At 59.8% G+C, this 13,052-nt stretch carries 12 protein-coding genes; 3 read left to right on the forward strand and 9 right to left on the reverse strand.

The genetic code is table 11. The annotated features are described in order from the left end of the window. Nucleotides 1-64 precede the first annotated feature (64 nt). Nucleotides 65-1,282, reverse strand: a complete 1,218-nt coding sequence (locus tag PSV43_RS10125; protein WP_300196369.1) for a Tm-1-like ATP-binding domain-containing protein — start codon at nt 1,280-1,282, stop codon at nt 65-67. A gap of 347 nt (nt 1,283-1,629) precedes the next feature. Here PSV43_RS10125 and PSV43_RS10130 point away from each other — a divergent pair, with 347 nt between their 5' ends. Then, complete coding sequence (locus PSV43_RS10130; protein ID WP_300196371.1) at nt 1,630-2,427, forward strand: nucleotidyl transferase AbiEii/AbiGii toxin family protein; 798 nt, start codon at nt 1,630-1,632, stop codon at nt 2,425-2,427. 89 nt (nt 2,428-2,516) lie between these two features. After that, nucleotides 2,517-4,904 carry a phosphoribosylformylglycinamidine synthase subunit PurL gene (gene purL, locus PSV43_RS10135; RefSeq protein ID WP_300196373.1) on the forward strand — a complete coding sequence of 796 codons (2,388 nt, stop codon included), beginning with the start codon at nt 2,517-2,519 and terminating at the stop codon, nt 4,902-4,904. A gap of 369 nt (nt 4,905-5,273) precedes the next feature. Here the strand turns inward: purL and PSV43_RS10140 are convergent, their stop codons facing one another. From PSV43_RS10140 to PSV43_RS10150, 3 genes are all read right to left on the reverse strand, one after another. Next, on the reverse strand, nt 5,274-5,495 hold the full coding sequence (locus tag PSV43_RS10140) for a hypothetical protein (protein WP_300196375.1): 222 nt from the start codon (nt 5,493-5,495) through the stop codon (nt 5,274-5,276). A gap of 474 nt (nt 5,496-5,969) precedes the next feature. Further along, complete coding sequence (locus PSV43_RS10145; RefSeq protein ID WP_300196377.1) at nt 5,970-6,371, reverse strand: type II toxin-antitoxin system VapC family toxin; 402 nt, start codon at nt 6,369-6,371, stop codon at nt 5,970-5,972. Continuing rightward, nucleotides 6,371-6,592, reverse strand: coding sequence for a hypothetical protein (locus PSV43_RS10150; protein WP_300196379.1), 222 nt, complete (start codon nt 6,590-6,592; stop codon nt 6,371-6,373). Before PSV43_RS10150 ends, PSV43_RS10145 begins: the two co-directional genes overlap by 1 nt. A 147-nt stretch (nt 6,593-6,739) precedes the next feature. Between PSV43_RS10150 and PSV43_RS10155 the strand changes: the two genes are divergently transcribed. After that, on the forward strand, nt 6,740-7,906 hold the full coding sequence (locus tag PSV43_RS10155) for a hypothetical protein (RefSeq protein WP_300196381.1): 1,167 nt from the start codon (nt 6,740-6,742) through the stop codon (nt 7,904-7,906). Between the two features lie 12 nt (nt 7,907-7,918). Here the strand turns inward: PSV43_RS10155 and PSV43_RS10160 are convergent, their stop codons facing one another. From PSV43_RS10160 to PSV43_RS10180, 5 genes are all read right to left on the reverse strand, one after another. Beyond that, complete coding sequence (locus tag PSV43_RS10160) at nt 7,919-9,901, reverse strand: tetratricopeptide repeat protein (protein WP_300196383.1); 1,983 nt, start codon at nt 9,899-9,901, stop codon at nt 7,919-7,921. Between the two features lie 120 nt (nt 9,902-10,021). Next, nucleotides 10,022-10,699, reverse strand: a complete 678-nt coding sequence (locus tag PSV43_RS10165; protein WP_300196385.1) for a response regulator transcription factor — start codon at nt 10,697-10,699, stop codon at nt 10,022-10,024. Then, complete coding sequence (locus tag PSV43_RS10170; protein ID WP_300196387.1) at nt 10,686-11,822, reverse strand: sensor histidine kinase; 1,137 nt, start codon at nt 11,820-11,822, stop codon at nt 10,686-10,688. Before PSV43_RS10170 ends, PSV43_RS10165 begins: the two co-directional genes overlap by 14 nt. Next, nucleotides 11,804-12,256 carry an FdtA/QdtA family cupin domain-containing protein gene (locus tag PSV43_RS10175; protein WP_300196389.1) on the reverse strand — a complete coding sequence of 151 codons (453 nt, stop codon included), beginning with the start codon at nt 12,254-12,256 and terminating at the stop codon, nt 11,804-11,806. The genes PSV43_RS10170 and PSV43_RS10175 overlap by 19 nt, the downstream gene beginning before the upstream one ends. Beyond that, the coding region (locus tag PSV43_RS10180; RefSeq protein ID WP_300196391.1) for a glycosyltransferase at nt 12,253-13,052 on the reverse strand (800 nt) is incomplete at its 5' end. The genes PSV43_RS10175 and PSV43_RS10180, both read right to left, overlap by 4 nt.

Here is a 13,052-nt window from a genome sequence, read left to right on the forward strand (position 1 = left end):
GTGGACTGACGGCACGCGCTTGCAATGATATAACCGCGCTGGGTTTGCAATCAGTGGACGAGGCTCAAGGCTCATCACGCCCAACCAAACTCCCCAGCAGCGCATTCACACACGCCGCAGCAAACTCCGGCGCATTGATCTCGCACTCCATTTCCACCAGCGGAATGCCAGCACGCAGGTGCTTCCGGATCGCCGCAAACAAAGCCTCATCCGCAGCCGCATCATAGAATGGCTTCCCCTCCGCACTGATGATGCTGATCGCCTTCAGCGGCAGCAGCACCGTCACCGGACCGGTGTAAGCATTCGCCTTCTCCGCCAGGATGCGCCCCAGCTCTGCGCACTCAGCCGCGTTCGTCCGCATCAGCGTCACCTGCGGATTATGGATGTAAAAGTGGCGTCCTTCAAATTTCGCCGGAACACTCGCACGCTCGCCGAAGTTCACCATGTCCAGACACCCCGGCGTGATGATGGCCGGAACACCCACCTTCCCCGCCGCATCCAGTCGCGAAGGCCCCGCACCGAGAATGCCGCCCACAAGTTCGTCCGCCCATTCCGTCGTGGTGATGTCGAGCACCCCCGCAAACATGCCGCTTTCAATCAGCGACTCCATGATCTTCCCACCCGTGCCGGTGGAATGGAAAACGAGCACTTCATACCCAGCGTCTTCCAAGATCTGCTTCGCCCGGTTCACGCACTCCGTCGTGTTGCCAAACATCGAGGCCGCAATCAGCGGCTTGTCTTCACCTTCAGGCACCGTCGTTTCCACCATCCCGCAGATCGCCCCCGCCGCACGCGCCAGCAGCACTCGCGAGATGCGATTGATCCCGCTCACATCCACGATGCTCGGAAACATCACGATGTCCTTCGTGCCCACATACGGGGCCACATTTCCAGCCGCTAGCGTAGAGACCATCACCTTCGGGAATCCGACCGGCAGCGCCCGCATCGCCGCCGTGCCGATCGCCGTGCCACCACCACCACCGAGGGAGATCACACCCTGCACCTTGCCGCTTTCGACCAAGGCCGACAAAAAAACCGCAGCCGCACCCGCCATCGCCGTCACCGCCTCGCCACGATCCTGCCGCACCATGATCCCCGCGAGATCCACCTGCCCCGCCGCCGCGACCTGCTCCCGCGTCACATCCGGCTCCACCTGCGGCACCTCCCCGCTGCCCGTATCGATGAGCAGCGTCTGATGCCCGCGTGCGCGGATGATTTCCGCCACGTAGGCGTGTTCGTAACCTTTGGTGTCGAGCGTGCCGAGAACTGCGATGGTTGCCATGGTAGCAGAATAAAAGCGGCTGCCAGAAGAACAGCAACCGTTTCACACCACCTCCTATCCGCCCTCCACCCAGCTTGACGTTCTGAATCGCTCAAAAAAATCCTCCGTGCCTTTGCACCGGCTTATGACATAGTCACGTATATGCCAGCGGCATCTCCAGTTTCATCAGCACCAGCGCCTCAGCAGGACCGGCTTCGTCTCGCCAAAGAGGCATTCGAAACCTACCGCACGCGCTGCTTCTGGTCGTTGGCTCCGGATTTTGCAGTGAATGAAGCCACACTGCCAATCCTCATCGCGGGACTGCGTAAACATGGAGACCGGGCAGCTTTTCAGATCGCCGCCCAGCTATGCCTCTAACTGCTTTCCAGCACGAGGTCTTCACCACCCTCCGGCGCAGCCGCAGCCCGGACAGCTTCGTCTTCGGAGCCACCGTGCTCAATGCGACAGCGGCAACACCGCGCTATTCACGAGACATCGACCTTTGCCACGATCTGGAAACCGCCGTGGCCGAATCTGCGGCGGCTGATGAGGCGGCGCTGCTCGGTGCAGGCTACACGGTGACTTGGCAGCTTCGCCAGCCCATGTTTCAGCGAGCCACCGTCACCCGGCACGACGGCAGCGTAAAACTGGAATGGGTCTATGATTCTGCCTTTCGCTTTTATCCCGTAGAACCAGATGCTGAACTCGGCTGGCGGCTGCATTTTGCCGATGCTGCCACCAACAAACTGCTCGCACTTTCAGGGCGTGCCGAGCCACGCGACTTCGTGGACGCCATCCATCTGGATGAAACTTACCTTTCGCTTGGCACCCTCGCCTGGGCTGCCGCAGGCAAGGATGAGGGGCTGAATCCCCTTCTCATTCTCGATCTGGCGGATCGTTTCGCTCGTTATCGCCAGACGGACATCGACAGCCTGCACCTCGCCGCCCCTCTGAGCCTGCCAGAGTTAAAGGCCCAATGGTCTCAGGCCATCGAAGCGGGCCGTCAGCTCATTGAAAAGCTGCCAGCGGGGGAAATTGGCTGCCTCTACCTCGATCCGCTGACGAATTCACCCGTCACCCCGGTTCCAGGCTCGCCTGACATGGATCGCCTCATCCGCCATCGCGGCTCCGTGGGTGGTTCATGGCCGCAGCTGGTCAATCGGTAATTTGGGAGAAAAACCCACCATTTTTCACCCCCGGTCGCCTCCGGCATTGAACACGTCGGTTTCCTCGCCAAGTCAGGAGGTTCCCACCCATGTCCCAAGCCGTCTTCCGCACCATCCCCCTCCGCGAACTCAACGCCGACCAGCTCCTCGACCTCTCGAAGCGCATGAAGCTCTCGCTCTCACGCGCCGACATGCTCGCCGTGCAGAAGATTTACCTCGACGAAGGCCGCGAGCCCACGGACGTCGAAATGGAAGTCATCGCCCAGACCTGGAGCGAGCACTGCAAGCACCGCATCTTCGGCGCGAAGATCCAGCACACGCTCGATGGCAAGGAAGAAGTCGTGGACGGGCTGTTCAAGACCTACATCCGCGCCGTCACGGAGGAAATTTGCAAAACCAAGCCCGACTTCGTGCTCGGTGCCTTTGAAGACAACGCCGGCTTCGTCCGCCTCGACGCCGACAAAGCCGTCTGCCTCAAGGTCGAAACGCACAATCACCCCAGCGCCATCGAACCCTACGCAGGTGCCAATACCGGCCTCGGCGGCGTGATCCGCGACATCCTCGGCGCAGGCAAAGGCGCGAAACCCGTCGCCTCCATCGACGTCTTCTGCTTCGGCCCACCCGACATCGAGCAGGAAGACATCAAGGCTAAGGACGTCATCCACCCCCTCGGCGTCATGCGTGGCGTCGTGCGCGGCGTGCGCGACTACGGCAACCGCATGGGCATCCCCACGGTGAACGGCGCGATCCAGTTCGACGACACCTTCATCTACAATCCGCTCGTCTTCTGCGGCACCGCAGGCATCATCCCCATCAAGGACATCGCCAAGGAAGTGAAGCCCGGCCACCTCCTCGTCGCCGCCGGCGGCCGCACCGGCAAGGACGGCCTCAAAGGTGCCACCTTCTCCTCCGCCTCCCTCACCACCGGCTCGCACGAAGAAGACCAGACCGCCGTGCAGATCGGCAATCCTATCGAAGAAAAGAAGGCCGCTGACTTCGTGCTCGCCGCCCGTGAGAAGGGCCTCATCCAATTCGTCACCGACTGCGGAGCAGGTGGCTTCAGCTCCGCCGCAGGCGAAATGCTGCGCGATACCGGCGGCGAAGTCTGGCTGGAAAACGCCCCCCTCAAAGCTCCCGATCTCGAAAGCTGGCAAATCTTCATCAGCGAATCCCAGGAGCGCATGGTCATCGCCATCGACGAAAAAGACCTCGCCGCGATGCACGAACTCGCCGCCATTTATCAGACCGAGCTCTGCGTGCTCGCCAAGGCCGACGGCTCCCAGCGCCTCAAAGTCCTCCACCATGGCACCACCGTCTGCGATCTCCACGTCTCCGCCCTTCACGAGGCCCCGCGCCGCGAGATGAAGGCCAAATGGCGCACCCCGCCCGCCGTGAAGCCAGTCGTGCCCGTGCGCCCAGAATCCTGGACCGACACGCTCAAGACCCTGCTCGCCGATTTCTCCATCGTCTCCCGTGAGCCGATCATCCGCGAGTACGACCACGAAGTGCAAGGCAACACCGTCCTCAAGCCCCTCGCCGGTGCCAGCGGCGACGCCCCACAAGACGGCAGCGTCATCCGTGTCGATGGCAGCGATCAACTTGTCGCCCTCGCCTGTGCCTTGCTCCCTGAGTGGGGCAAGACCGACCCCCACCTCATGGGCCGCGCCGTCGTCGATGAGTGCGTGCGCCAGCTCGTCGCCATGGGTTCCAACCCGGACCGCATCGCCATCCTCGACAATTTCTGCATGGGCAATCCCGACAACGAGCGCGAGCTCGGTGCCCTCGTCGAATGCACCAAGGGCATGGCCAAGACCGCCATCGCCTACGCCTCCCCCTTCGTCTCCGGCAAGGACAGCTTCTACAACTACTTCATCACGGATGAAGGCCCGGTCTCCATCCCCGTCACCCTGCTGCTCAGCGGCTTCGGCGTCGTGGAAGATGCCAAACACGTCATCGGTGCCTCCCTGCGCCGCGTCGGCAGCAAGATCGCCATCCTCGGCAAAGCCAGCGCCGGACTGCGCGGCAGCATCGTCGCCAAGTACACCAAAGGCATCGGCATGGACGCCGGCCCCGACTTCTGCGAAGTGGAAAGCCTCGCCGCCTACCGCCGCTACTTTGAACTCGTGAAGCAGGGAGCCATCCTCAGCGCCCACGACATCGGCGAAGGCGGCCTCGCCGTCGCCCTGGCCGAAATGGCCTTCAGCGGCAAAGGCGGCATCCGCATCGCCACGGACAAGATGCCCGCCCACGCCGGCCTCACCACCGCAGAGCTCCTCTTCGGCGAAACTCCCGGCCGCCTCCTCATCGAGATCGCCCCCGAGCACGTCAGCGCCGCCGAAGCCTCCGGCCTCACCATCATCGGCGACTCCACCCGCGATCCTTACCTCTACATCTCCCACAACGGCACCACCCTCATCGACTCCCCCGTCGATCAGCTCAAGCCGCTCTGGCGCGACGGCTTGGTGAAGTATTATTGAAAAAAACAGGGCCGCCCTGTTCCATTCAGAACTCGCTCACGGAATCAAATCCACTGCATCCGCATGGTTTGAGACAGCCCTTGATCCAAGGTCGCAAGTCGGCCTTGGCGTCTTCTTGCCAGTTCTGCCAGCCAGGCATCCGTGACCTGCCGATGACCTTGCAGCCTGCGGCACGCCACCTCTTGATAGCTGAATCCCTCTTCCCAAAAATGGTATCCAGCCATTTGGCGTAGCAAGCTGAGGGTTCTCCATGCTGCTTCCGCCGAAGAATCAGGCGCGGACATCATGTGCATGCGCAACAGCGTCCCCTCGGTCACGGCACAGGTCGCAAACTCCCGGCTCTGCGCATAAAACCAAGCCACCGCGCGCTTATTCGTCTTCAAGCCGGGCCACATCATCGTTCGTGATGGACTTGCCGCCCTGCACCAGCGGAAAACGGATCATGCTGGCACCTTGCCCAGCCACCGCGCACAGTGGCGAATTTGTTCGAACCAATGCCAGCGCATCCCTCACCAACCGTTCCAGTCGGGAAGCAGTGACGGCATCAAGTTGCTGAAGGGTTTGATCGACTTCGAGGGCAAGACCACTCATATGCAAGAATCATAAGGCGACATCTCGGATCTGCAAATCCCAAGTCCCCGGCCGAAATGGCCTTCAGCGTCAAGGTCACCCCCACTTCGCCTCGGACTAGATGCCCGCCCACGCCGGCCTCACCACCGCAGGAAAAAAAAGATGCCGGGCGTCACTTAAGCAAGTACCCACATAATGCTTATTTACAATGGATTGAATCAGTCGGCTGGTAGCGCGTGACCAGCGTAGGGCGGCAGCGAATTCGCGGAGGGAATCTGGCAGCCGCCTGCGGGCAGCGCTGGTAGGTGGCAGGCCTGGGAGGATCGGGGAAGGGTCACCACCTTGCACGCGCCAACAAGAACAGATGAGAACCCTTCTAACCATTTGCTGGTCAATGTTTTAAACGGATCTCCTCACAAAATGCCCGGCATCTTTTTTACGGCATCTTTTTTACGCCGTCAGATGCAACGCATCACTCGTGCGGATAAAACTCAGTCAAACTGTCCAATCTTCGATCTTGATACCGTCCACGCGGCTGAACTCACCTTTGTTGTTTGTCACGAGTGTCCAGTCGTGTTGGAGCGCGATTGCGGCGATCTGCATGTCATGGGGTCCGATGACCTTTCCCTGGGTTTCCAGTTCCTTCCGCAGACGTCCGGCGATGGCGGCGGATTCGTCGTCGAAAGGCACGGAAGCATGACGGCTGAAAATCGTCTCCAATTTGGCAAGACGGGCAGCTTTGTCCTCATATCCCTCAGCGCCGTGGTATAATTCTTCTTTAACCACAGAACACAGCCAGACCTCCTCTGGCGGCACCTCACGCAGTTTTTCTTGCAAAGCCTGGCAGCGACCTTTCAAGAGTACGATCCAGTGGTTGGTATCGAGAAGCCAAGGCATTACCACGTCTCCCTTGTTTCATAAGGCAGCTCCACAGGCTCATTCCATTCGGCACCTTCAAGCGAGCCGTAAAGATGCTTCCAGTATGATTCAAAGTGGTCTTTAACCGGTTGCACCTCGTTCTTCCGTGGCATCAAAGAACGCAGTTGAGTCAAAATTTCCTGCGCCACGCTTTCAGGCGCACGGGCAATTTCCTCGATGAGCAAAGTTCGAGCAGACATGGGTCGATTATCCCCGGAAAAGGCAGGCAGGTCAAGGCAGGCTTGCCAATCTGGCTGTGCTACACACCGCGATTGATCCGCACCAACCGCCCCTTTCCTAAGGTGAAATTTGGGAAAAGCATCTGCCCCACGCACAATATCCACCGCATGTCCTCACCCAGCGCCCTCCTAAAAGCCCTCGCGCTCCTGCAAGCGCTGTTCCTGCTGCCTGCGAGCCTCTTCGTATTGTGCTGCGCGGTCACATGGCAGGGCATGCTGCTAAGCACCTCGGGCCTTCTGCTCGCGATCTCTCCACTGCTCTTCTGGATCGGTGACGAACGTGGCTCAGTGCTCCAGATGCGTTTGGGAAAACTGCTGCTCGGCATGGCCTGCGCAGGAGCCGCCCTCGTCCTCTGGCAAACACCGGATGCACACACACCGGGGACGGCCAAGATTCACTCACGCTTTTCAGACGGTGGCTGGCGCTATGACCGCTTTTCGATGGGCTCCGTGCTGCCGGAGATTGATCAGATTCACCTCGGCTATGCCGTGGCATCCGCGTTCGATCCCTTCTTCAATCAGAAGCAGCGGCGTGATCTGTCTGCAATGACCGACACGATATATGCCGAAATCAGCACCGACCTAGACTTCACCGCCGTCGGCTCGGCGCTGCCCACCATCTACCATGAGATCCGCTTTGGGGACTTCCGTGACGGGCATTACTTCCATTACATCCCAGCCAAGGTGGACCGAGGCAAGCCCACACCTGCCCTCGTCTTTCTCCATGGCAGCGGCGGCAACTTCAAAGCGTACATCTGGCTGCTGTCAAAGCTGGCCGATGAGCTCGGCATCACCATCATTGCCCCCACGTTTGGCATGGGAAATTGGGAGAAGAAGGGCGGCTACGAGGCCATCACTCGGGCCATTGCCGATGCGGGGAAACACGCGGCGATTGACCCGGATCAGATCCACCTCATGGGCCTCTCCAATGGCGGCAAAGGACTCTGCCTCGCCGAATCATCCTCCGGGCCGAAGTTCCGCTCGCTCATCTTCCTTTCTGCCGTGCTGCATGGCCGCATCAAGCCGGCGGAACTCGCCACACGTTTGCAGCCGCGCCGCGTCCTCATTCTCTCCGGCGGCAGCGATGACCGCGTGCCTTGGAAGTATGTCTCCGGGTATGCGGAAAAGCTGAAGTCGGGCGGGCTGGACGTCACCGCCCACCGCTTTGACGGCGAAGATCATTTCCTGTTTTTCCGCCAGAGCGATGAGGTGTTGAAACTCGTTGCAGGCTGGATTGCTGCCAGCCCGGCGGCACGCATGCCGCCACCGCATTGAATTTCCACGGCCTCAGCGCGGTCTGCGCTTCTCGGCCATGGCGACTTCAGCTGCCTGAATGAGCTTCTGGAGCTGGACGTCATCCGGCTGAATGCGTGCAGCGGCTTGATAATGGTCCAGCGCCCGATGCGGCAGACCGGTTTGAAAGTACACCAGCCCCAGTGCTTTATGCGTCTGTGGATCTTCCGGGATGGAGGTGAGGATGTCCCGGAAAATGGAAACGGCTTCATCGTACCTGCCCACTCCTGCGAGACTGAGGCCCAAGGTGAAGGCCACCGGCGGCTTGGTGGTTGCAGTTTTGTCGATATTGATGAGCTGCAGCGTGATGTCGAGCGCCTCCTTGGGGCGGTTGAGCCTGAGCAGCGAATTGGAAAGATTGAGCAGACCGTTTTGAAAGCGCGGTTCCACTTTGAGCGCCTCGCGGAAGCAGTGCACCGCCTGCTCGTTCTTCCCGGCGTCGGAATAGGCCGCGCCCAAATTTCCCCAGGTGCGGTATTTGCCCGGACTTTTGGCAACCGTGTCCTCCCACAGGCTTTCACGCGTCCGCCAGACATTGTTGCGAATGCAGGTCTTCCAGGAAAGCGCCCCCACACACAAGAGCGTGAGCACAGGAATCCCCACCCGCAGCATCTTGCCACGCAGGCCGCTGCTGCTGATCCGCACCCAGTCCAGCAGGCATGCCACCAGAATAAAAATTCCGATCGATGGCAGGTAGGAGCGGTGCTCCGCCACCAAGTCCGGCAGCGGCGTCAGCCCCGACGACACGGAGATGGTGATGAAGAACCAGCACACGCAGGCAAAGCCCAAAACAAAGCGCACATCCCCCTTGAACCGGCGGAACAAGCCCCATGCTGTCAGCACGATGCCGCTCAGCACCGCCAGTGCCAGCAGCACCGGCCCCTGCAGAAGAGAACTATAGAGCGGCCATTCAGGATCGAGATTCATCCCCTTGGGCCAGAACATCTGCCTCAGGTAGTGGGTCATCACCGTCAGTTCGGTCACGAAGTACTGCCAGTGAGTCAGCGGCGCATCGCGTGAGTTGACGATGTTCATGGCGGCATTGAAGTCAAACCCGCCATTCTGCGCTGCCGCCGTCATAAACACCAGCACCGGAATGAGTGGCATGAGCAACAGCAGCGGAAGCGCCCTGATGACAGCCGTCCGCAGACGTGAGCCGATCACCAGCCAGTCCAGCAGCACCGCCACCAAGGGGATCATGAAGGCATCTTCTTTCGTCTGCATGGCAAGCAGCAGGGCCACCACTGCAACACCACGCAGCAGCCACCTCCCCCACGTTGATCGCATAGAGAACGAAGCAAAATACAGACACAAACTTAAGAGTGAAAACAGCACCACCAGTGAGGTGAAGCGCTGAACAATGTAGGTCACGGATTCCGTCGCGAGCGGATGAGCCGCAAAAAGCAGAGCCGCTGCAGCGGAGATAAACAACACGGAACTGCGCTGCAGCTTGACTGCCAATGTCGAACGACGGAGCAGCACAGTCACGAGTGCATAGATCAAGATCGCATTCAACGCGTGAATGGCGACATTGATCAGGCGGTACGAGTAGGGGTTGAATTCATCCAGCTTATAATTCAGGCGAAAACTCGCATAGGCGACCGGACGCAGGACGGCATTGACGGCATAATCGGGATCAGACCCCATCCTTAACGGACGAGTCACGAACTCATTGAAGTCCTTCAGATAGTCAAAGGTGTTGCCACCTCGGAAGAACGGATTGTCTTTCAGATAGGTGTGGTCGTCGAACGCCATGGGAAAATCGGCCGTCCAGACATAAAGGCTGGCACACAGCCCCATCAGCAAAGCCACCAGAGCAGCATGCACCCAAAACCATGATGCACGGGAAGGTTTGACGGACTCTGGCAACTGCGGTGCAAGAGCCTCAGGAGCTGGAGCGTTGAGAACAGAAGGCCTCGTGACGGAGGGCGTGACGTTTTTACCGCTGGGATGCTTGCTGCGTGTGCGTTTTGACATGGCTTCGGTAAAGGTGAATTTAGAATTCCCGTACTTTGCCCCGAAACGCACCCCTTCATCAAAAGACAAGACCTGTAGCGTCAGACGCCACCACACCTAAAGCAATCACACAGTCCCAATTCAGGCACCATGGTCACGAACCCATTGCCCCGCACGCAAATACAGTTCAGCGGCACTGCGCAACTGAAGCTTTTCCTTAATTCGGGCACGGTATGTCTCCACGGTTGATTCCCCCAAATTAAGGGTTTGGGCGATTTCACGCGTACTTTTGCCGCGGCCCAGCATTTGAAACACCTCCAGTTCGCGGTCAGCAAGGGTTTCCATCCCGGCCAGTTCCGTGTTGCTGCGCTTCTGCGTCATGCGCTCCAGCAGCTTTGCCGTCATCTGCCGACTGGCATACACGTCACCTTTCATGACACAGCGGATCGCCTCGATCACCTCCGTGGAGGCTTCGTTTTTGGTGATGTAGCCTTTGGCCCCCGCACGCAGGGCGCGCTCGGCATAGAGCTCCTCATCATGCATGGAGAGCACCAGGACATTGATGTCCAGCCCCTGCGCTTTGATGTCTTTCAGCAGTTCCAGCCCGCTGGAGCCATGCAGGGTGATGTCCACAATGGCAATGTCGGGCTTGGTCTCCAGAATCAACTGCATGGCATCACGAATGTTGTCAGCTTCACCGCAGATGGACATGCCGAGGTCACGGTCAATGAGCTGTCCTAGGTGTTCCCGGAACATGGGATGATCTTCAACGAGTAGAACCTTGTAACTGTTCGCCGCTTTTAATTCATTTTTCTTCATGGTCATGGTGATGTTTGAGTTGTTGGAGATCTTTCAAATTCATCCGGCAGCTGACGAGTGTACCACCGTGAGGTCGCGGCTCGATGGTCAGCACGGCGTGCAGCGCCTGCGCTCGGTAGTGCATCGTGCGCAGCCCCATTCCATCGCCGCGAGTGCTGCGAGGGGTGGGCCGCATGCCTTTGCCATTGTCCTCAACCCGCAGTTCCAGCATTTCGTCCGCGAGCTTCATTGCGACGTGAATCTCCGTCGCACCGCTGTGCTTGACCGCATTTGCCACGGCTTCCTGAGCGATGCGGTAGAGATGCATTGATATTTCCGGGGCGTCGAGAGGCACATCCACACAGTCATTGACCACGATGGGGATGCCGGTGAGGCTGCTCATCATTTTCCCCAGATCCTCCAGTGCCGCCGCCAGTCCACTGCGGTCCACATGCACCGGAAAGATGCCCCGTGCGAGATTGCGCGCCTCCATCACCACCATTCGCAGGGAGCCTTCAATGAGACTGGCGTCGTGAGCGGCCTGGATCCCCTGCGCCTGCAGGTCCTCCGCCAGCACGCGTGCGGCACAACCGATCGCTGCCAGCTGCTGGCAGATGCCGTCATGCAAATCCTGGCCGATGCGCTGCTGCTCATGTTCACTGACACTGACGATGTCTTTTTCGAGCTGCCGCCGCTCTTCCAGCATCTGGATGCGCGCCGCATCCGACTCCTGCTTGTTGCGCAGCGCCGTCACGGCAAAGACCACCACACACAGGTACACCAGCCGGTTCGCCAGGGCCCAGGTGTAGCCCAGCTGCGTCTCATAAGGGGTCGTGCTCATGTTCGCCAGCCACCAGACCACGCCTGACAGCACCGCGATGAACAGTCCCGCCCGGTTTTCCGCCCACCACACCGCCAGAAAAATCGGTACGCCGTAAAAGACAAACCACGTCACCTCAAAGCCGGTGATGTAGTCCAGCCAGCCGATGCCCAGCGTGCAAAGCATCATCACCCCAAGCGTGACCCACACGGACTGGCTGCGCATGGCATTCGTCGCCCTCGCCCACAAGCGCGACAGCCCTGTCTCCATTCCCAGCTCGTAAGGATCTGTAATCGCGCTGGTTTTCACGGCGTCGTTTTCCATCCTTTCACCATACCTGTAAACTCATTGTAATCACGTATATAGTCCTCCGCCTCATACGGGCGCGAGGCCAGCACCATCAGCACCGAATCCGTTGAATGCAGATGCTCCTCCGCCCAGACCATGGAAGGAACCAGCACTCCAAAGGTGGGGCGGTTCAGGCAGAACTCCTCGCGGTTCTCCCCGTCATCCACACGCACGTGGCACTCGCCATGCACGCAGACAAGGAACTGCTCGCACAGGCGGTGCGCATGCTCGCCGCGTGTGCTCATCGAAGGGATGCCGTAGGTCAGAAAAATGCGCTGCGCGACAAAAGGCAGGTCCTCGGTAAATTCCAGCGCCGTGAGATTGCCACGCACAGGGTCCACCACATGGCGCATCTCAAACAGCCGCACGCCGCGCACAGAGCAGGTTTTAATGGTGGTTTCGTGGATCATTCTGGCAGTGGTTTCATATGGGTTGTCAAAGTTCTCACCAGGGTCTGCGGCTTGCCGGAAACGGTCAGAAACGCACGCCCCACATATTCACCGATGAGGCCCAGCATCAGCAGCTGTGCCCCGCTGAACACGGCCAGCGCACCCATCAGCGAACCCCAGCCAAGCTGGCGCTGCCCCACGAAGACGGTTTCAAGCACTACTTCCGCCAGAATCAACGCCCCCAGGACGCAAAGCAGCACGCCCAGCACACTCGCGATGCGCAGCGGCATCACGCTGAAATCAAACAGCAGGCTCAGCGCCAGCCGGATCAGCTTGCGCAACGTGTAGCCACTCTGCCCCCCCTGACGCTCGACATGCGACACCTCCAGCGTGGCGATGCGGTTGGTGGCACCGAGGATCAAACCGTCCACGTAAGGATAGGGACCGCGATACACCACAATCCGCGCCACCAGCTCACGGCGCAGCGCCCGAAAGCTTGAGAGGTAAAGATCCTGCGGCTTGCCGAGCAGAAAAGTAGCGCAGCAGTTCGCCAGCCAGCTGGCCGCATTGCGCGCCCAGTGGTGTTTCTTTTCCGCATAGCGCGAATAGACCACCTCGGCACCCGACTCGCGCAGGTGACGCAGCAGTTTGACCGCTTCACCGGGGGGATTTTGCAGGTCATCATCCAGGTTCACCACGAATTCGCCTCGTGCATGGCGGTAGCCTTCCAGCACGGCGGCATGTTCGCCAAAATTGCGCGCCAGCTCCACCACGGTTACGGGCGCGGGAAAATCCGCCACCGCACGCCGGGCCGCAG

The organism is Prosthecobacter sp., assembly GCF_029946185.1.
GTDB lineage: Bacteria > Verrucomicrobiota > Verrucomicrobiia > Verrucomicrobiales > Verrucomicrobiaceae > Prosthecobacter.